General features: G+C 52.3%; 18 protein-coding genes and 2 tRNA genes. 3 read left to right on the top strand and 17 right to left on the bottom strand.

The window, feature by feature from the left end:
* Positions 1-332: 332 nt before the first annotated feature.
* The 3 genes from AAF564_18250 to AAF564_18240 all read right to left on the bottom strand — a co-directional run bounded on the left by AAF564_18250 (position 333) and on the right by AAF564_18240 (position 1,789).
* Positions 333-599: a transposase gene (locus tag AAF564_18250; protein MEM8487498.1), complete on the bottom strand. Its 267-nt coding sequence runs from the start codon at positions 597-599 to the stop codon at positions 333-335.
* Between the two features lie 137 nt (positions 600-736).
* Positions 737-825, bottom strand: a tRNA-Ser gene (locus AAF564_18245).
* Positions 826-883: 58 nt separating this feature from the next.
* The gene (locus tag AAF564_18240) at positions 884-1,789 is read right to left on the bottom strand and encodes a DUF3078 domain-containing protein (GenBank protein ID MEM8487497.1); all 906 of its coding nucleotides are present in this window, start codon (positions 1,787-1,789) and stop codon (positions 884-886) included.
* Between the two features lie 311 nt (positions 1,790-2,100).
* On the opposite strand from AAF564_18240, the gene AAF564_18235 reads away from it, so the two are divergent.
* Positions 2,101-4,221, top strand: a complete 2,121-nt coding sequence (locus AAF564_18235; GenBank protein ID MEM8487496.1) for a PQQ-binding-like beta-propeller repeat protein — start codon at positions 2,101-2,103, stop codon at positions 4,219-4,221.
* Between the two features lie 166 nt (positions 4,222-4,387).
* On the opposite strand, the gene AAF564_18230 is transcribed toward AAF564_18235, so the two are convergent.
* The 4 genes from AAF564_18230 to AAF564_18215 all read right to left on the bottom strand — a co-directional run bounded on the left by AAF564_18230 (position 4,388) and on the right by AAF564_18215 (position 10,902).
* On the bottom strand, positions 4,388-5,812 hold the full coding sequence (locus AAF564_18230) for a DUF1501 domain-containing protein (GenBank protein MEM8487495.1): 1,425 nt from the start codon (positions 5,810-5,812) through the stop codon (positions 4,388-4,390).
* Between the two features lie 32 nt (positions 5,813-5,844).
* A complete protein-coding gene (locus AAF564_18225; protein ID MEM8487494.1) occupies positions 5,845-8,247 on the bottom strand; it encodes a PSD1 and planctomycete cytochrome C domain-containing protein in 2,403 nt (800 codons plus the stop codon).
* Positions 8,248-8,594: 347 nt separating this feature from the next.
* Positions 8,595-10,520, bottom strand: coding sequence for a T9SS type A sorting domain-containing protein (locus AAF564_18220; GenBank protein MEM8487493.1), 1,926 nt, complete (start codon positions 10,518-10,520; stop codon positions 8,595-8,597).
* Between the two features lie 292 nt (positions 10,521-10,812).
* Positions 10,813-10,902, bottom strand: a tRNA-Ser gene (locus tag AAF564_18215).
* Positions 10,903-11,057: 155 nt separating this feature from the next.
* On the opposite strand from AAF564_18215, the gene AAF564_18210 reads away from it, so the two are divergent.
* Complete coding sequence (locus AAF564_18210) at positions 11,058-11,429, top strand: four helix bundle protein (GenBank protein ID MEM8487492.1); 372 nt, start codon at positions 11,058-11,060, stop codon at positions 11,427-11,429.
* Positions 11,430-11,470: 41 nt separating this feature from the next.
* On the opposite strand, the gene atpG is transcribed toward AAF564_18210, so the two are convergent.
* The 8 genes from atpG to AAF564_18170 all read right to left on the bottom strand — a co-directional run bounded on the left by atpG (position 11,471) and on the right by AAF564_18170 (position 17,771).
* Entirely contained in the window at positions 11,471-12,394 is a 924-nt protein-coding gene (gene atpG, locus AAF564_18205) for an ATP synthase F1 subunit gamma (GenBank protein ID MEM8487491.1), read from the bottom strand.
* Between the two features lie 158 nt (positions 12,395-12,552).
* Positions 12,553-14,145 carry a F0F1 ATP synthase subunit alpha gene (gene atpA / locus AAF564_18200; GenBank protein ID MEM8487490.1) on the bottom strand — a complete coding sequence of 531 codons (1,593 nt, stop codon included), beginning with the start codon at positions 14,143-14,145 and terminating at the stop codon, positions 12,553-12,555.
* A gap of 123 nt (positions 14,146-14,268) precedes the next feature.
* Complete coding sequence (gene atpH, locus AAF564_18195; protein ID MEM8487489.1) at positions 14,269-14,820, bottom strand: ATP synthase F1 subunit delta; 552 nt, start codon at positions 14,818-14,820, stop codon at positions 14,269-14,271.
* A 59-nt stretch (positions 14,821-14,879) separates the two neighbouring features.
* Complete coding sequence (gene atpF, locus AAF564_18190) at positions 14,880-15,419, bottom strand: F0F1 ATP synthase subunit B (GenBank protein ID MEM8487488.1); 540 nt, start codon at positions 15,417-15,419, stop codon at positions 14,880-14,882.
* Positions 15,420-15,512: 93 nt separating this feature from the next.
* Complete coding sequence (atpE, locus tag AAF564_18185) at positions 15,513-15,749, bottom strand: ATP synthase F0 subunit C (protein MEM8487487.1); 237 nt, start codon at positions 15,747-15,749, stop codon at positions 15,513-15,515.
* A gap of 68 nt (positions 15,750-15,817) precedes the next feature.
* Positions 15,818-16,969 (bottom strand): F0F1 ATP synthase subunit A, encoded by a 1,152-nt coding sequence (gene atpB / locus AAF564_18180; GenBank protein MEM8487486.1) that lies wholly within the window; start codon positions 16,967-16,969, stop codon positions 15,818-15,820.
* A 52-nt stretch (positions 16,970-17,021) separates the two neighbouring features.
* A complete protein-coding gene (locus tag AAF564_18175; GenBank protein ID MEM8487485.1) occupies positions 17,022-17,345 on the bottom strand; it encodes a hypothetical protein in 324 nt (107 codons plus the stop codon).
* A 177-nt stretch (positions 17,346-17,522) separates the two neighbouring features.
* Entirely contained in the window at positions 17,523-17,771 is a 249-nt protein-coding gene (locus AAF564_18170) for an AtpZ/AtpI family protein (protein MEM8487484.1), read from the bottom strand.
* Between AAF564_18170 and AAF564_18165 the strand changes: the two genes are divergently transcribed.
* Positions 17,770-17,895: a hypothetical protein gene (locus tag AAF564_18165; GenBank protein MEM8487483.1), complete on the top strand. Its 126-nt coding sequence runs from the start codon at positions 17,770-17,772 to the stop codon at positions 17,893-17,895. The two genes, AAF564_18170 and AAF564_18165, sit on opposite strands and share 2 nt — an antisense overlap.
* A gap of 65 nt (positions 17,896-17,960) precedes the next feature.
* Here the strand turns inward: AAF564_18165 and AAF564_18160 are convergent, their stop codons facing one another.
* Together AAF564_18160 and AAF564_18155 are read right to left on the bottom strand one after the other, a co-directional pair.
* Positions 17,961-18,395, bottom strand: a complete 435-nt coding sequence (locus AAF564_18160; GenBank protein ID MEM8487482.1) for a polymer-forming cytoskeletal protein — start codon at positions 18,393-18,395, stop codon at positions 17,961-17,963.
* Positions 18,396-18,652: 257 nt separating this feature from the next.
* The coding region (locus AAF564_18155; GenBank protein MEM8487481.1) for a M23 family metallopeptidase at positions 18,653-18,785 on the bottom strand (133 nt) is incomplete at its 5' end.

Here is an 18,785-nt window from a genome sequence, read left to right as displayed (position 1 = left end):
TGGTTGAAAGAGCTGTTGCTTTACACGCGCTGGCAACCGTTTCTTGGCTCTGCGCCTGATATTCAATCCCAAGGCCGTATACACACGATACACGCGTTTGTGATTCCACGCATGGCCTGCCCTTTGAAGCCTGTGGTAGCTCTGCCAGAAGCCAATTGCTGGATGTTTGTCGACTAACTTGTTGAGCGCATCAATTACATCCTCATCATTCTTTGGTCTTCGTTTATAGCGATACGTGCTGCGCGGGAGGCTTGCTGCTTTGCAGCCCTGACGAATACTCACTCCATGGGCCTCGTTCATGTGGGTAACGAGCATCTTTTTCTCGTGAGGGCTTAGAGCTTTTTTTCGACTGCGTCTTTTAGTGCGTGGTGAACCAGCGATAACTCAGCGTACATCCTCTTCAGCCTGGCATTCTCTACCTCCAACTCTTTGATGCGCTTGAGTTCACTTACACTCATGCCACCATACTTGGCTTTCCAATTGTAAAAGGTGGCATCGCTTATGCCGAGCTCACGACACAAGTCTTTTACTTTTTCACCACGCTCATTTCTGGCGAGGGCTGCTACGATTTGGGATTCGCTAAATCGGGATCTCTTCATAATGGAAAGTATGCATTTTCTGCTACTTTCTCATGGGAGCTTATCGGGGAAGCTTACACAATGATCCTGCGAAAGCAAGCTTTATCCGGATCCATTAAAACAAAAAAACCTGCTGCGAAACACGCAACAGGTTAAAGCGGAGGGGGAGGGATTCGAACCCCCGGTACGCTTGCACGCACGCTGGTTTTCAAGACCAGTGCAATCAACCAGACTCTGCCACCCCTCCTGAGGAGACATCTCCTGTAGAATGTGCCGTTGTACGCACGATTCCGAGTCCGGTTCTGCTAAATTAAATCGTAGGTCAAACCAAGTGAAAGTGCCTCTTTCAGCTGCAATTCGTTCGTCACATCCCGGTCGTATAAGGCCTTGAATTCCATCCGTACGCCGAGGAATTTGTTCACCCGCATCGCCACCTCATTTTCCCACAACAAGTCCGGCAAATCCGGCTTATTGAAGGCCGCAAAAAAGCCTAGTGAGGACTTCAATCGCACATTCTCAAACAGCTCCTGGTCGATGTGCGTGCGCGACTCTACCCCTACCTCAAAACGCACGGACTGGTCCGGATCCATGTTGTGCAACTGGCGGATTTCATCGATGCGGACAACCGTCTGCTTGGCACCCACACCCAGCCGTTGCTTGAAGTTTTCTTTTTTGCTGTACGTAAACCCTAGCGTCTGCTGGAAGGTGGCCGGCGCAAAGAAGTGTGACACCCTTGCTGGCGTCTGCTCCTGCCCCTCCAACGGATTCTTTTTGTAGTTGAAGCCGGCTGCAAACTGCGTACTGATGTCGCTGGCAATGGTTGGCTTCATATCCTGAAACACACCTTCCCCCTTGTACTCAAACGACGAGCGAATCCGAATTTCGTCCGTTGCCTTCCGGAAGGCCAGCGTATCTTGCTTCAGTGTCCCTAGCGCAAGCTTGCTTTCGTGCGTTTGGGTCCAGCGTGCTCCGGTGTGGATGATTTTAGACTCCAGTGCCAGAGTAGACGTTAATGTGTTTGCCCCTCCTTCTGCCCAGTTTTGTGTTCCTGTCTGCGCAGCTGCTAGCCGTCCAACCAAATCGATGCGCCATGGCCCCGTTTCTGCTGCCTTTTGCGCCGTTGAGTCATCCTCAACCAGATCGTCATAAGCAAATACATTTACAGGGATGGCCAGGATCAGTAAAAGACAGGCAACAATGGGTCTAACCATGATGGGCAATTGGGTCAACAGGGTTTCAGAAAAACGACGCTTGGAGCATACAAAACCGGGAGATGGAATGCCCTACTTTATGGATCAAATTTGAGGCGTTTGGTTTCTCCCTAAGCTTCCCATCCAGTTATGCAAAGGGCTTTCTTTACAGGAAGTTGACAATTTGCCGGCACCATATCTCCTGCAAGCATTGACACCTCTTTATGGGATGCGGTTTACATGCCTTTCAAAAAAGTTGACAAAGCTCTATTCGAAACCGTACACTAGAAAAAATTGAACACCCTGAAATCCCTCCGTTAAACGGCACCCTCATGTCGCACATTACCCGCCTTTGCTGTATTGCCTGCTTTTGTTTACTCACTGCCTGCCAACCATCTTCCTCCCAGGAATATGTTGAATGGACGGCCTTCGGCGGCGACAAGCACAACAGCCAGTACTCCTCACTCGACCAGATCAACCGGGATAACGTCACCACACTCGAAGTGGCCTGGACCTACAATACCGGCGATGTGGCCCCCGGACAATCTGCACAAATCCAATTCAACCCGATCATCGTAGATGGCGTGATGTATGGCGCCTCACCAAAATTCAAGCTGTTTGCCGTTGATGCAGCAACGGGTCAGGAAAAGTGGGTGTTTGATCCTTACGCAGAAGCCGGCGAACCCAGCGTGTTTGGCGTATCTCGCGGCGTTGCCTACTGGACTGACGGCACAGACGCACGCATCCTCTTCGGCGTCGGCCCCGACCTCTACGCGATTGACGCAACAACAGGCAAACCCGACATGAATTTCGGTGGCGATGGCACCGTCGACCTCCGACAAGGACTGGACCGCGATCCTACCGGTACCTTCTGGTCGCTCAATACGCCGGGCATCGTTTACAAAGACCTGTACATCGTCGGTGGCCGTGTGGCGGAAGAACACCCGGCTGCACCCGGACACGTGCGCGCATATAACATTCGAACGGGTGAACGCGCGTGGATTTTCCATACCATCCCACACCCGGGAGAACATGGGTACGATACGTGGCCAACGGATGCATGGGAAACGCTGGGCGGTGCCAATGTTTGGACCGGGATGAGCCTCGATGAAGAACGCGGCATCGTTTACCTGCCAACGGGCTCTGCCTCCTTCGACTTCTGGGGCGGCAACCGGCATGGTGACAACCTGTACGCAAACTCGATCGTTGCCCTTGATGCCGCTACCGGGGAAAGGAAGTGGCACTTCCAGGTCATCAAACACGACATTTGGGACCGCGACCTGCCGGCTGCACCAAACCTCCTCACCGTCGAGCGCGATGGTAAAAAAATTGACGCCATTGCCCAGATTACTAAATCGGGCCATGTCTTTGTACTGGATCGGGAAACCGGGGAATCGCTCTTCCCACTGGAGGTGCTGAATGTACCTGTATCGGAGCTCGAAGGAGAACTGGCTTCGCTCACACAAGTGCTCCCCACAAAGCCGGCACCTTTTGCGCGGCAATCCTTCCTGCCCGAAGACGTCACCACCCGTTCACCTGAAATTGCAGCGACCATCCGCGATAGCCTCGCCAAACTAAATCCGGCTACCGGACAATTCATCCCCCCCAGTGTAAAAGGCACCATCATTTACCCCGGCTTTGACGGCGGCGGTGAATGGGGCGGTGCTGCCCACGACCCCAATTCTGGCGTCATGTACGTGAATGGCAACGAGATGGCGTGGGTGCAGCAAATGCGCAAAATTGACCCGGAAGCTGAGATGTCTAATTTCTCAGTAGGCCAACAGGTTTACTACTACAACTGCGCCAACTGTCACGGCTTTGGCCAGCAGGGTGCACCGGGGTATCCTGCGCTACTGGATATAGCTGAGCGCAAAACCCGCGACGAAGTGAAGCTGGTTGTCGAAAATGGCGGCGGACGCATGCCGGGCTTCGCCCACCTTGAGCCGGCGGAAATCGAAACCGTCGTGGGGTATCTGTTTGATGACGAACAGGCCCGCGGCACAGGTATCGCCAAAGCACCCGTAATCAAATACGGTCATCGTGGCTATAACAGGTTTTTTGATGAGGATGGCTACCCGGCCGTCAAACCACCGTGGGGTACGCTTAACGCGATCGACCTCAACTCGGGTGAGTTCTTGTGGCGTGTGCCGCTGGGTGAATTTGAAGAATTAACCGCACAGGGAATGCCTAAGACAGGTACGGAGAACTACGGCGGACCAGTGGCTACAGCCGGCAACCTGATTTTCATCGGTGCCTCGCAAGACGAGTACTTCCGTGCGTTTGACAAGGAGACGGGAGATGAGTTGTGGAAACATAAGCTCCCGGCAGGTGGCTATGCCACGCCGGCTACTTATGCGATTGATGGCAAGCAGTACGTTGTGATTGCTGCCGGCGGCGGTAAAATGGGTACGCCGTCCAGTGATGCCTATGTGGCATTTGCGTTGCCGGATTGACGGAGAAGGGACACTGCATTTGTATGCAACCATCTCACCCGTCATCCTCAGCTTGACTGGGGATCCACAGGCATGGCTATCGACGCTTGTTTAAATACTGCTGCCATCCGTGTGGATGCCCAATCAAGTTGAGGCATGACGATTCGACATAAATCGACACTCTACTTCACGCAAGAATATCGCGCACAACATGGCCACTTACATCCGTAAGACGGAAGTCGCGACCTTGATACCGGTAGGTTAGCTTTTCGTGGTCCATGCCCATCAGGCGCAGGATGGTTGCGTGCAGGTCGTGCACGTGTACGGGGTTCTCGGCAACGTCGTAGCCAAAGTCATCTGTACGGCCATATGATGCGCCGGGCTTGATACCACCGCCGGCCATCCACAGGGAAAAAGCTTTGATGTGGTGATCGCGTCCATCTCTTTTTTGCCCTTGTCCCATCGGGGTACGGCCAAATTCTCCGCCCCAAATCACCAGCGTGTCTTCGAGCATGCCGCGCTGTTTGAGGTCCATCACCAGCGCTGCGGAAGCCTGATCCACCAATTTCGAAACGGTGTCTACCCCACCTTTCACGTTGCCGTGGTGATCCCAGCCGCGGTGGTAGAGTTGGATAAACCGCACACCACGCTCCGCGAGCCGGCGGGCCAGCAAACAGTTGGAAGCAAACGTACCGTCTGCGCCTTCCGTGCCGTAAAGTTGCTTGATATAGTCTGGCTCACCCGAGAAATCTACCAGTTCCGGGACACTCATTTGCATCCGGAATGCCAACTCGTACTGACTGATCCGTGTTGAGAGCTCCGGATCCTGCACATAGTCGTTTTGTAGCGCATTCAGGCCCTGCACCGTATTCACAACCGACCGCTGTCCTTCCAGTGAAACGCCGTCGGGCGGTGTTGCATAGAGCACAGGGTCGCCGGCTGATTGAAACCGCACACCTTGATGTTGTCCGGGCAAAAAGCCACTGTGCCACTGCCGCGCTGCGATAGGTTGTGCCTGTCCGCCGCCTTCAGAAGTCAGTACCACAAACCCGGGTAGGTTTTCTGTTTCCACGCCCAGCCCATACGTCAACCATGCGCCCATACTGGGCCGGCCCTGGATAATCGAGCCGGTATTCATAAATGTATGCGCCGGATCATGGTTGATTTGCTCCGTTTGCATCGAACGCACAATACAGATATCATCTGCAATCCCCCCGATATGCGGGAATTTCTCTGAGATCTCCTGGCCTGATTTCCCCCAGCGCTTAAACCCGTATTGCGGCCCAAGACACACAAGCTCTTGCCCTTGTAACTGCGCAATTTGCTGGCCTGCAGTTAGCGACGCCGGCATGGGTTCACCGTGCATCCGGGCAAGTTCTGGTTTGTAATCGAATGTTTCCAGGTGGGAGGGGCCGCCGGCCTGGTACAGGTAAATGATACGTTTGGCTTTGGGCGCAAAACGCATCGCAGGGTGCGGGTCACCGGATGGCGCAGCAAAAGCATCTGCCGGATTGAGCATGGATGCCAATGCCATCGTACCCATCCCCTGCGCGGCGCGCTTGAGAAACTCCCGGCGGGTTTCGTGTAAAGAAAACAGTTCTCTTGGATTCATGGTCTTCTCCAGACGGTGTTGGACAAGCAGCCCTAATAGCGGGTAATCATTTCGTGCAAATTAAAGATGGCGCGGGTAACCGCAGTTGCAGCCGCCAGTTGCGCCGGCGCATTTTCATCTACCGGTGCAATCCCTGTTTTGATGAGTTGCACAGCGCCGGCTTCATCAGCCTCGTACGTTGCCAGCTGTGTGGCGTGCAAATCACGTAAAAGATCTAGTTCTTCATTCCGTGGCGCCCGCGATAATGCCTCGCGGTATGCCCATCCAATCTGCTCATTCAGGGTGCTTCCGCCTTCTGCGAGCATGCGCGCCGCAAAAACGCGGGCGGCTTCTACATAGGTTGGATCATTCAGCAATACCAGCGCCTGTGCCGGCGTGTTGGAGGATGCGCGCTCAGCCTCGCTTTCCTGTCGCGTAGGCGCATCAAACGCCAGCATACCCGGATGCAAAAACGTTCGCTTCCAGTAGGTATAAACACCCCGCCGGTATTGCTCTTCGTTCTCTTCAGCACGCCAGGTTGTCCCCGGCCCCTGCACACCAAAGGTATTGATATTGGCCCAATACCCTTCTGGCTGGTAAGGCTGCACGCTTCGGCCCCCTACCTTTTTTGAAAGCAAACCGCTCACCGCAAGCGCATTGTCACGCACCAGCTCTGCATTCAACCGAAATCTCGCTTGCCGTGCTACCCATTTGTTCTCTGGATCCCAGTTGTCGTCAGACACCATCGAAGATTGCCGGTAAGCTTGCGAGGTCACGATGGTGCGCACCATATGTTTGATGTCCCAACCGCTATCAACAAATTCTACAGCCAGCCAATCGAGTAATTCGGGATGGGTCGGCGGTTCACCCTGCGACCCCAGGTCATCAAGGACACGCGTAAGTCCCCTGTTGAAAAACTGTTTCCAGAGCCTGTTTACAAAAACACGGGCGGTTAACGGATTTTCGGGATGGACCAGCCAGTTTGCCAGATCAACACGCGTTTTTCGGCCCTCCGATACCGACAGCAACGCCGGCAAAAACGCAGGGGTCGCCGGCAACACCACGACCCCGGATGTATCCATCCAATTACCCCTGCCCAGCACACGGACCTCACGTGGGGGGACGGGTACAGTCACAAGCGTAGCCGGCATATCTTTTACAAGTGTATCACGAAGCGCGCTGTTTATTTCCAATTGCCGGCGGAGCCTTCTCACTTCTGCTTCACCTAATCGGGTTGAATCCTGCAACTGGCTGTGCGTGCGAACCAACAGCGAATCAAACGCAGCAACTGAGTCTGCCAGCGCTGGTGGCGGTACGGGCATTTCTGGCGGGACATACGGGCTGTTTCTGTAGATGCCCTTCTCCTGAATATCTGCAAAATAGGCGCTCAAACTGTAGAAGTCCTGCGCGGTATAGGGGTCGAACTTGTGGTCGTGGCACTCCGCACAGCCAACGGTTGCGCCCATCCAGGTTGCTGACACGGCGCGCACGCGATCAGCAGCATATTTGATGCGGTACTCTTTGTCCTGTGCCCCACCTTCTTTGGTGATTTGATTTAACCGGTTAAACCCGGAGGCGATGCGGTGCTCCAGGGTTGGGTTAGGCAGCAGGTCGCCGGCCAATTGCTCAAGTGTGAACTGGTCAAATGGTTTGTTGTCGTTGAAAGACTGAATGACGTAATCCCGATACGGATAGATGTTGCGGTGGACATCGGTATGGAATCCGTTTGTATCCGCGTATCGCACAACATCCAACCATGAGATCGCTAAGCGTTCGCCAAAATGGGGTGAAGCCAATAACTCATCTACAACGTTTTCGTATGCATCCGGGCGTTTGTCTCCTAGGAATGACTCAACTTGCGCATAGGTGGGAGGCAATCCGACAACATCAGCATAGAGCCGGCGCAGTAGCGTCACCGAGTCAGCCTGTGATGACATAGCGCGGCCGAATTCACTCAGGGTAGCTGCCACAAATCGATCTACAGGGTGTTCATAATTGCGAACGTTGCGGGAGTCTGGAAGCGGCGGCTTTTCGGGCGGCATGTAGGCCCAGTGCGGCTCCCAAATCGCGCCTTCGTCAATCCATCGGGCAAGCAGGGCAACTTCACGCTCCGTCAGCGACTTGTTTGCGTCTTCATGCGGCATGAAGTCTTCATGATCAGCCGGCAGTTTGATGCGGCGCATCAACTCACTTTCTTTTGCAGATCCTTCTGCAATTACCTGATAGCCATCACGGACCATCTTGGCATCTTCTTCCAGGTCAAGCCGCAAGTCTCCTTCACGCGTATTCGCGTCCGGGCCATGGCATTTGAAACAGTTATCTGATAAAATCGGGCGGACATGTTTGTTAAACCCAATTTCGTCTGGCAATCCCTCACCACGGTTACAGCCGGCCAGTAGTAGACAGACAGCAAAGCTTACAACAAGAGTGCTGGGATACCCGAAACCGGTGCGCATAGCGGCCATAGTATCTGCGATAAAACGAGGTTGCCTGGCGAGGAAAACTACTGTACAATCGCGACATATCACCCGGCCAGTTGGTGGACGTTGTAACTTAAGGATACTAATGGCCTGACAACATTTCCACTTTGCGCTTGATGGGCTCTTGAGGGGATTTGGATTTAAGTGTTGATTTTCGTGTAATCACACCACCAACTGCGTCATCCCGACGCCTGAGGTAGAATCGTGTACGCAAGTACTGCCCACGTTTTCTGGGCCCCGGATCAAGTCCGGGGTGACGGAGAGAAAAATCGGGCAACGCAGTGTGGACGGGGTCAAGCCGAGTAAGTTGGGAGAGGCGTACCTTACTCGCAGACGCCGCCGGCGACGAACCAGCATTGGGTATACGGTGAGGTCTTGAAAAACTCAAGCAAAGCTGCACCTACTTTCTCTTCACCCGGCGGATCGGGATGGGTAAAGTCATCTGCAAAGTCTTCTGGTACCCAGAAGAGGCCATCGCTGCGTGGATTGGCGCCGTCAGCCCACATATAAGGCCCCCAGGCCATCCACGGTGCCACGGTGTTGTAATTCAGGTCACCGGTCAGTTCATCTTCTGTGCCGTCATCCATTTGATTGATCTGCGCTTCCACCGCCCATTTTGTCGCAAAACCTGACTCGTACGCGTAAGGCTCCGGATTCAATCGGCTGATGCCTGCTGAATAGCCGGCGTAGATACGACTTGAAATAAAAATCTGCTTTATGTTTGGATAGCGAACCTTGAGTGCACGCGCAATTTGTCCCAACTGTGCTTCCAAACGGAATGCATCTGAAGCCGGGTCGGGCAATGAAATTTGCGGCCTCGGGTTGGCTACTTTCACCCAGACAATTTGCACCTGCGCTTCCGACAGGCCCTGAGGATCCAGCCGATCATTTTTCACGCGTTCATAATTTACGTCCTGGGGATCGATCCAATCGTCTGCCGGCCGGCTGCCGCGCGAGCCGTTGACAATCTCAAGATTTGTTGTATTCACTGCAGGATCCGCTGCTGCCTGTCCCATAAAAGTCCACGCGTCACACGGGAAGTTTGCATCTTGCGAGCAAAACTCCTGGGTCGTATTCGACATGCCGATTGACATCAAAATGTATTTGCCGTTCGGATCGGGCTGTCCGTTTACGTTGAGCGGTTCAATGCCATTGCCAAAGCCTAATCCAGCCACGTGGTGCATCGCCGGCGCTTCGTTTAGTCCATTTGGATAAAGGCCGCCTTCATACCCAAGATACGTGCCTGTCCCCAGGTCATTGATGGGGGTCATCGTCGTATCCGAGCCTGAGCTGACAAACACAGAAAAGGAGTCGGTCACCGCCACATTGCCATCGGTCACATTCATGCCCACGGTATAGGTGCCGGCATCGCCTTCAATCGAATTGATGCTGAATTGGGCCGTGCCGTCACCGGTATCGGTAAACGAGAAAAAGCGGGATGGTATTTCACCGCCGGCTGCTTTGGTCAGCACAACCGACCACAACAGCGGATCACTGTCAGCATCCGTTGCAGACAAGGTGAGTTGCAACGAGTCACCTTCGACGAGGGATACATCGTTCTGCGCAACAATCTCCGGCGCTTCGTTTGAGCCGCCGGCTGTTTCGAGTGGGATTTCTATCGTTTGGCCAGCTGTTACATCTGCCTCCATCGTCACGGTTTCATATCCGGTTTTCTCAACCTGAATTTCGATGCGTTGTACACTTGCAAGGCTGTTGAGCCGCGTACCGCGCCGGCCCGTAACTACAGGTGTATTGCCACGGCCTCCTACAGGGCCAAGGTTTACGAGCTTGCCAGCATGCACACTGCTCCCGTCTGACAACCGGTAGAGATAAAGTCCAGCCGGCAAGGCTGATAAATCTATTGGAATTGCAGTAACACCTGGTAGCGCTGTAAACGCTTCACCCGGTACTACCAGCCGACCCTGAACATCATATACATCGAGAATGAGACTGACGGGACTTTGCGTTTCCACCGGCAACACAGCCCGGCCATGTAAAGGGTTCGGGTAAACATCATCTACCCGAAATGCCTGTAATAGTCCGTTTTCGTCTTCAATGCCAACGGGCAACACAATGCTAAGCGTAACGCAGCCGTCACTTCCTGTGAGTCCGGTTTGCCACACCTCACCTTCAACGCGTCCCTGCACCGTGGCATCAGCAAGCGGCTGGCTGGCAGCCTGGTCCACTACGCAAATATGGGCGTCAAGGTTGGTGTTTGTTTGTGCATAGATGGATCCCGCATTGCTCATAAGGAGCAACAGGCACGATAGGAAGAAGAGCCGAGGTGACATAAAAACTGGGAAAAGATGTGGGGAGAAGGGGGATGCAATACACTCGCAAATCGAGTGCCAATAGAACGGGTCGCAGTAGGAAGTGGTATACCCTGCGGTATAAACGCAGACAATCCGGGCATCCTACTGTATGTAGTACACGGGAAACTGCCCGTTCCCTTACCCCCGCCCTGACACATTGCACCTACCAGGCATTGATAGCAAAACGGCATAAAATAAAAAAGGCCCTTTCGCAATGAAAAGGCCTGTGCGGAGAGGGAGGGATTCGAACCCTCGGTACCCCTAATCGAGGTACGCCGGTTTAGCAAACCGGTGGTTTCAGCCACTCACCCACCTCTCCGAGGGTTGACTGAAGGTCAAAATTAGTCTTAAGGCGATCTAGAACGCCTTTGTGAGTGCCGAGTTTCGAGTGACCTTGAGGGATTGTCGATTTTCGAATGCCGATTTTCGATTTTTTTGTAATAGGGTTATCTCGGGCCCAAATCTTCGTCTTTTATGCTGTGGTTTGTATCAAATAAATACGACAGTATGAAAGAGCGGACTAAAAATTTTGCGGTTGAAGTTATTCGCTTCTCCAGCACGCTCGGCCGGCAAGAGATATCGCGAATCATCAGAAACCAGTTGCTACGTTCTGCGACATCCGTAGCAGCAAATTATAGAGCTGCTTGTAAGGCCCAATCAAAAGCTGCTTTTATCGCCAAGCTTGCAATAGTAGAAGAAGAGGCGGACGAAACGTTATTCTGGCTTGAAATGCTAGAAGAAACTGGTCTATGTGCAAACGCCAAATTCTACGAGCTAAAGTACGAAGCCAACCAAATCACAGCCATCATCACAGCATCACGCAAAACTGCCAAGCGCAATAAATAGATCATTCGAAAATCGGCATTCGAAAATCGACAATCCTAAAATTAACCCGCTTCCAGCGCATCTGCGCCACTGGTGATTTCGATCAGCTCTTTGGTAATCGCATCCTGACGGGCGCGGTTGTAGATGAGTTTCAGGTCGCGGATCAGGTCTTCTGCGTTTGAGGTCGCGTTATCCATGGCCACCATACGCGCACCTTGCTCAGCGGCATTCGACTCGAGCAATACACGCCAGAACTGGTAGTTCAGGTAGCGTGGTAGCAATACTTCGAGAATGGATTCAGCATCTCGCTCAAAGAGGTAATCAACAGCCACCCCTTCTTTTTCCTTCGCAAAGTGCTCTACGTCGCGTTCCATTACAGGCGTAATGAACTGCTCTTTAGGGATCGGGAGAATGGGTTCAACAATCCGGTTCTGGGAAATGGTGTTCTTAAACTCGTTGTAGACAACCTGAACAACATCCCAGCGGTCTTCCACATACCCTTCGATAGCGTGTTTGATAATGTCCTGCGCGCTATCAAAAGTCAGGTCGTTGAACACACCGCGGTAATCACCAACAAGCTGATAGCCGCGCTTTGAAAAGTGTTCGTGCGATTTCCGGCCAACACACATCAAGAACAGCTGTCCGTTTGCGTGAATGTCAGCGTATTCTTCGCGGATGGTTTGTTCTGCCTGCTTGATTACGTTGGCATTGAATGCGCCGGCCAACCCGCGGTCTGCCGTAACAATAATCAGCAACACATTGTCGACAACATCGCGCAAGTTGAACAACATGTGCGTAGTTGGGTCAATGTGGCGTTTGAGGTGACTGATGATTTCGCCAACCTTGTAAGCGTAAGGGCGCGTCTGGAAGATGTTTTCCTGGGCGCGACGGAGCTTTGCGGCGGCAACCATCTTCATAGCGCGTGTCACCTGCTGTGTGTTTTTCACAGAGGAGATCCGCTTTCTAATGTCACGTAAGCTGGCCATTCAAATCAGTAGTAAATATGTTAACAGGCTGTGAGAAACGTGTAGTGCTTACGCACCGGTTCTCTTAGGCTTTGTCTTAGTTATCAAACCGAACAAAATAGATCCCTCGCATTCGCTCAGGATACGGCTTTGGCTCTGTTTTTTACTTTATGCAAACCCTAGCTATTTTCGTAAACGCTAACGAGGTCTTCTGCAGCTTTCTGAATGGTTGCATTGATCTCATCGCTTGGCTTACCGGTTTCGCGCAGCGTTTTCATTACGTCTGCGTGATTCAGCGAAAGGCGCTCGAGCAATTCTTTCTCGAAGTCTTTCATTTTATCAACTGGTACTTTATCCGAGAAGCCTTTTGTTGCTGCAAAGATGATCGAAATCTGGTCTTCAACAGCTACGGGCTGATACTGGCCCTGCTTCAGGATTTCAACGAGGCGTTCACCACGGGCCAACTGGCGCTGGGTGGCAGCATCGAGGTCAGAACCAAACTTGGCAAAGGCTTCGAGCTCACGGAACTGGGCAAGATCAAGACGCAGCGTACCTGCTACTTTCTTCATCGCCTTAACCTGGGCGTTACCTCCTACACGACTCACCGAGATTCCTACGTTAATAGCAGGACGCACACCGGCGTTGAAGAGGTCGGCTTCCAGATAAATCTGTCCGTCGGTAATAGAAATTACGTTGGTTGGGATATAGGCAGAAACGTCGCCGGCCTGGGTTTCAATTACAGGCAGGGCTGTCAATGAACCGCCTCCTTTCACTTTACCTTTAAGCGAATCAGGCACGTCGTTCATGTCAGATGCTACCACATCACTTGCGTTGATTTTGGCAGCGCGCTCGAGGAGTCTGCTATGGAGATAGAATACGTCTCCAGGGTAGGCTTCACGACCCGGCGGACGACGCAGCAGGAGTGATACCTGACGATACGCTACAGCCTGCTTCGAAAGGTCATCATAAATAACCAGTGCGTGGCGGCCGGTATCGCGGAAGAACTCGCCGATACAGGCGCCGGCAAACGGCGCGATAAACTGAAGTGGCGCAGGCGCAGCAGCTGGTGCATTAACAATAACCGTGTAGTCCATTGCGCCGTACTCTTCGAGCGTGCGCTTTACAGTGGCTACGGTAGAGTTTTTCTGGCCGATGGCGACATAGATACAGAAAACCGGCTTGTCTGTATCGTGTGTAGCTTTCTGGTTGATAATGGTATCAAGCAGTACGGCAGTTTTACCAACCTGGCGGTCACCAATAACGAGCTCACGCTGGCCACGGCCAATCGGGATCATGGCGTCGATGGCCTTGATACCCGTCTGCAGTGGTTCGGTAACGGGCTCACGGTAGAGTACCCCGGGCGCCTTGCGCTCAAGTGGCATCTCGTATTTCTCGCCGGCAATCGGACCCTGACCGTCCATCGGGCGACCGAGGGCGTCAACAACGCGGCCAAGCATCTGCTCAGACACATCGATAGACGCAATACGCTTGGTGCGGCGCACTTCGTCCCCTTCTTTCACAGAATTCACTTCGCCAAACAGTACCGCACCCACGTTGTCTTCTTCGAGGTTGAGTACCATACCGGTCACGCCGCTACTTGGAAACTCAAGGAGTTCACCAGCCTGCACGTTGGTAAGGCCGTAGATACGAGCAATACCGTCTCCAATCTGGAGCACGGTTCCTACTTCGTAAACATCAGTTCCAGACTCGAAGCCGCCTAGCTCGCGCTTGAGCACTGCTGTGACTTCATCAGGTCGAATCGCCGTTGCCATAAGATCTTTTATGCTGATGTAGCGTGTTTTTTACGCTACTTAGTTTCAATGAGGCACGCACACGTGCCTGCGTAAATAATCAAAAGGACACGCCGGTGTGTCCGTTTATGTATTGCTGCCGCGTTAGTTGGCGCTGATTGTACTCTGCTCCAGCCGGCCACGCAAAGTGCCCAATTGGTGCAAAACGCTCCCGTCATACACGGTATCTCCAACACGAATAATCAGACCACCCAGAATTTCAGGGTCCACCGTAGCTTTCAGACGCACTTTTTTGCCCGTCATCGCTTCAATGCCCGTTGTGATCTTCTGCTCGTCTGCTGCACTGAGCGGCAACGCCGCCCGCACCTGGGCTTCTACAATCCCCTGCTGTGTGTCGCGCATGGCCATGTAAGCCGTGGCAACTTGCTCAAACAAGCCTTCTCTTCCTTTGGCGACAAGAAGCTTTAACAAAGCGTGCGTCACATCATGCACACGATCAGTAAAGAGCGCATCGACAACTGAATTTTTCTTATCAGCCGTCAATATCGGATCCTGGAAAAAGCGCGCCAGCTCCGGAGAACCGTTGATGCTTTCCTGGATCATCAATACATCTTCGTCCACACGATCTACGCAATTTTTCTGCAGTGCATCCTGGTACAATGCCTGCGCATATCGCCGTGCTACGGTTAAACTCATGTAGTTCTGTGATCAAGGTTCGGGTTCAAGGCCTGCAAACAGTGCCTTGAACCTTGAACTTAATTTTTCGGGAGATCGTCGATGAACTTGTCCACCAGCTTACGCTGACGGTCACCGTCCATGTTTTCCTGGAGAATCTTCCCTGCTGCCTGGATTGCCAACTCGGTTACTTCTGCGCGCAACTGCTCGATGGCAGATTGTTTTTCCCGCTCAATCTCAGCCTGAGCTGTTTCCTGAGCTTGTTTGATCTGCGCACGGGTCTTGTCGAGTTCGTCAGCACGCAAACGCTCGGAGGCATCGCGAGCTTCGCGCAGGATGCGCTGGGCTTCCTGCTCCGCTTCGCGGCGTGCTTTCTCGTTGTCTGCTGAAATTTGCTTTGCTTCTGCAAGCGCCTTTTCAGCGCGCTCCATGGATTCGGTTATCTTTTCTTCGCGCGTCTCCATGGCGGTCGTAATGGCCGGCCATGCATACTTGTAAAGAATTCCAAACGCGATACCAAAAGCAACAACGGTCCAGAAAGCCAATCCCGGCTCTACTTTGAGCAGAGATGGCGTGGGCGTATCCTCAGCAAGCAGCAATAATATGTATGTTGCTAACATCGTTCTTTGCTGAGTTCAGATGAAATAAAACGGTTACCTGCACACAATGACGTACAATGTGGGGGCAGGTCACTACAACTTATTTGTACTGAACTATGGCTGCGCGATGAAGAAGAAGAGGAATGCGAGGATCTCAGCGATAATCGCAACACCTTCAATAAACGCGCTAAGGATCAAAGCGGTGCCACGAATATCGTTACCTGCTTCGGGCTGCCGTGCAATACCTTCAACGGCAGATCCACCGATCCGGCCGATACCAATTCCAGCACCAAGGACAGCACCAAACATTGCTAAACCTGCGGCAATATATGCTAAACCTAAGTTACCCATATCTCTTCGTTACCTTTTTCTGTAGTGATATTATAAGGAGTAAAAAAACTTGTTGACGGATTCGCGCATCAGGCGCCGGCCAATTCCGGCTCACCCGCTGCGTGATGGGCGTCATCGTGACCATGTGCATGGTCGTCGTGGTGATGCTCCGCCGCTGCCATACCGATAAACACGGCAGACAACATGACAAAGATGTATGCCTGCACAAAGCTCACAAACACTTTCAGCAAGAAGACAAAGACCACGATTAACATGCTAACAAATACAAAGAAGATTCCTGCGCCCGTACCCAGCTTGGCCGTCGTGATAAAAATCAGACCGATGATACTTACAATTGCGAGGTGACCCGACACCATGTTGCCAAACAGACGGAATGCGAGCGCCAGCGGCTTGGTGAAGATGCCCAGGAATTCAACAGGAATCAGGATCAACTTGATCGGCACGGACACATCAGGTGGCCAGAAAATGTGCTTCCAATAGTCCTTGGTTCCAGAAAACTGTGTGATAAGAAACGTCATGATAGCGAGCGTCGCCGTCACCATGATGTTAGACGTAGCCGTTACGCCCCATGGCACCAACCCGAGCAAGTTGCCGAGCAGGATAAAGAAAAACATGGTAAGCAGATAAGGCACATATTTTTTGTACTTGGGCCCGATGGCAACCTTGGCGACATCATCGCGGATAAAGGCAATGATCACTTCCATCATGTTTTGCCAGGTACCTTTCGGAGCCACGTCACGCCCGATGCCTTTCTTATACTTTCCGGCAAGACGCATAACCACAATCACCAAGATCAAGGCCGAGATTAACACGAACATAATCTGGCGTGTAATCGAAAAGTCGACCGCAACCGTGCCATCAGCCGGCTTGATAGGATAGTAGAGGTAAGGATGGTGCGCATCGACCATGAACTCCTCCACTTTAGCCGCCGGAAATGCATTACCTTCTTCATCCAGCACCTGGTAGTTGCCGTATTTGAGGGCGTTTTTAGACGAACCAAACGCGTCAAAGCGATAGCCACCCGCATCTTGCTTAATAAGGAAAAGTCGAGGAAGCTCTACGTTTACAACTTTACCCCCATCTTTAAACCAGGGAATTGTATAGTAGTAGCCATCCGCAGAGTGCCCCACGGCGTCAGGATCACCCGTCTCTTCGTCTGCTGCCAGGGCTGTACTTGCGCCGGCAAATACGAGCAGGAGTAACAGGCAGGCTCCTTTCAACAATTTATCTATTAAAAACCTTGACGCGGCAATATTCATCGTCAATCTATTTTCACATTGGTGTTTGCTGTCCCTTTTGGGAGGCGACCTTGACGCGGCGGTAGAGTACCCACACTTCAACGGCAAGGCTCAGCAATACAGCAGCAACGAGCGCGATAACAAAAACAAATACATCAATCGAAGGGACAAACAGCACAACAGCGGCTACACTAATCAGCATGAGGGCCATTCGCACCAGCATCCCGCCAAATACAATCAACAGAAATCTGTTGTCTGCAAACTTGTTGGCAAAAGAGGCTGTAAAAAAGAAAGCCAGGCCATACAGACTACCAACACCCAAACCCAAAAGAAGGCTAAGCCAAGTTTCTGGCATCATGGTCACAAAGCTTGCTTGAGATGGTCACGAGCTTGCACGGGTAACAACTAGATCTTCCCCGTTCAAGAACCGCTTACTGAACGCATTAGCTGGCAGAAAGCCCCCACCGGAATGGCCCAATACAGTGAATTCTAAATGAAAGCAGCAACAAAAAGGCGATATGCGTAGCAACCTATATCAGTCTACCTGCTCGACCCGGCCCTCAGCTTCATTCTCAACTTCCGTTTGCCGGCTGGACTCATCCAGTTCCCTGTTCATGCGGAGGAACAGAAAGAACATCCCGATCACACCCACAAAGGCCCCCACCAGGGTCAACCAGGGCAGGGTTCCGAGCCACTTGTCCAGCAAAAGCCCCATCCCGAGATAGAACCCTACCGACACACCGGCCTGAATACCAAGCCCCATGTACTTCTGCGCCCCGCCCATGCCGCTTATCCAGCTGGAAGAGCTTCGTTTCTTTTTTGCTTTGGGAGAAGAGCTTTTCAAAACGGAAACAGCACCATTCGGCAATACCATTGCGCGCCTGCGTCTCGACCAACAGCGCCACTAGCTAGCGGACTGTTGTAGACAAAATGTGCGCATATACTTAAACGCTGTTGACAAAGGGGACAGGGATCAACCCTGGCCCGCTGCCATGCGCTTGGCATCATTGCCCTTGTTGTTACCCTGATTCACAGAGTGCATTTTTGCTTTTCCGGCATCTTTGGTCATCTGACACTTGCCGTTGAAGCTTGACCCTTCTTCTACAATCAGGCGCACAGCCTCAATGTTGCCATCAACGCGGGCTGATCCTTTGAGGATCAAAAGCTCCTTGATGCGAAGCTCGCCCTGCACACTGCCGGCAACCTCAGCATTGGTTGCAATAAGTTCGCCTTCAACTACACCACCTGGCGCAACAAAAGCTTTGCCGCCAACATGAAGCTTACCAACAATACGACCGCTGATGCGCAAATCATTTTCCGAACGAAGCGTACCTTCAAACACTGTCCCTTCTACGATCATGTTGATCTGGGGAACACCGGGTCCATTATTACCTTGATTCCTTGCCATATTCTCTGTTTTATTTCCAAATAAAGCCATAATAGCTGTTTACAATTTTTCGTCTGAGAACTGCCCCCGACATGCAGGTCAGTTCGGAATTTCATCACTGAATAGCGTTATCCCAAGGACGCAAGATACATGCACATCAAAACAGGTGCTCGATGGAGAATGTGCAAGCTGAGATGAACAGATTGCACCCTGTTACATGAGATGCTCAACAAGATGTACAGCGAGGGATGTACAGCTCAGAAACGATAGTCTTCAGTCTACCAACCCACGAAGAAGTAACGGGGATCCTGGGCGAGTCCATTATGCCATATTTCGACATGCAAATGTGGCCCTGTCGTAATCTCGCCAGAATTTCCACTAAGTGCAACAGCTTCGCGATTTCTGACACGA

The sequence above is a fragment of the Bacteroidota bacterium genome (genome assembly GCA_039111535.1).
GTDB lineage: Bacteria > Bacteroidota > Rhodothermia > Rhodothermales > JAHQVL01 > JBCCIM01.
Note: the sequence above shows the minus strand (reverse complement) of the source record. Positions and strands in the feature narration are given on the sequence as shown.

Coding starts and splice junctions, on each gene's coding strand:
- AAF564_18170 (MEM8487484.1), bottom strand. CDS start 17,771: ATGGGCGGGGCGCAGAAGTACATGGGGCTTGGTATTCAGGCCGGTGTG.
- AAF564_18250 (MEM8487498.1), bottom strand. CDS start 599: ATGAAGAGATCCCGATTTAGCGAATCCCAAATCGTAGCAGCCCTCGCC.
- AAF564_18210 (MEM8487492.1), top strand. CDS start 11,058: ATGCTGTGGTTTGTATCAAATAAATACGACAGTATGAAAGAGCGGACT.
- AAF564_18235 (MEM8487496.1), top strand. CDS start 2,101: ATGTCGCACATTACCCGCCTTTGCTGTATTGCCTGCTTTTGTTTACTC.
- AAF564_18225 (MEM8487494.1), bottom strand. CDS start 8,247: ATGCGCACCGGTTTCGGGTATCCCAGCACTCTTGTTGTAAGCTTTGCT.
- atpE (MEM8487487.1), bottom strand. CDS start 15,749: ATGGGTAACTTAGGTTTAGCATATATTGCCGCAGGTTTAGCAATGTTT.
- AAF564_18230 (MEM8487495.1), bottom strand. CDS start 5,812: ATGAATCCAAGAGAACTGTTTTCTTTACACGAAACCCGCCGGGAGTTT.
- AAF564_18220 (MEM8487493.1), bottom strand. CDS start 10,520: ATGAGCAATGCGGGATCCATCTATGCACAAACAAACACCAACCTTGAC.
- AAF564_18160 (MEM8487482.1), bottom strand. CDS start 18,395: ATGGCAAGGAATCAAGGTAATAATGGACCCGGTGTTCCCCAGATCAAC.
- atpF (MEM8487488.1), bottom strand. CDS start 15,419: ATGTTAGCAACATACATATTATTGCTGCTTGCTGAGGATACGCCCACG.
- AAF564_18175 (MEM8487485.1), bottom strand. CDS start 17,345: ATGATGCCAGAAACTTGGCTTAGCCTTCTTTTGGGTTTGGGTGTTGGT.
- AAF564_18165 (MEM8487483.1), top strand. CDS start 17,770: ATGCCGCTTATCCAGCTGGAAGAGCTTCGTTTCTTTTTTGCTTTGGGA.
- atpG (MEM8487491.1), bottom strand. CDS start 12,394: ATGGCCAGCTTACGTGACATTAGAAAGCGGATCTCCTCTGTGAAAAAC.
- atpA (MEM8487490.1), bottom strand. CDS start 14,145: ATGGCAACGGCGATTCGACCTGATGAAGTCACAGCAGTGCTCAAGCGC.
- AAF564_18240 (MEM8487497.1), bottom strand. CDS start 1,789: ATGGTTAGACCCATTGTTGCCTGTCTTTTACTGATCCTGGCCATCCCT.
- atpH (MEM8487489.1), bottom strand. CDS start 14,820: ATGAGTTTAACCGTAGCACGGCGATATGCGCAGGCATTGTACCAGGAT.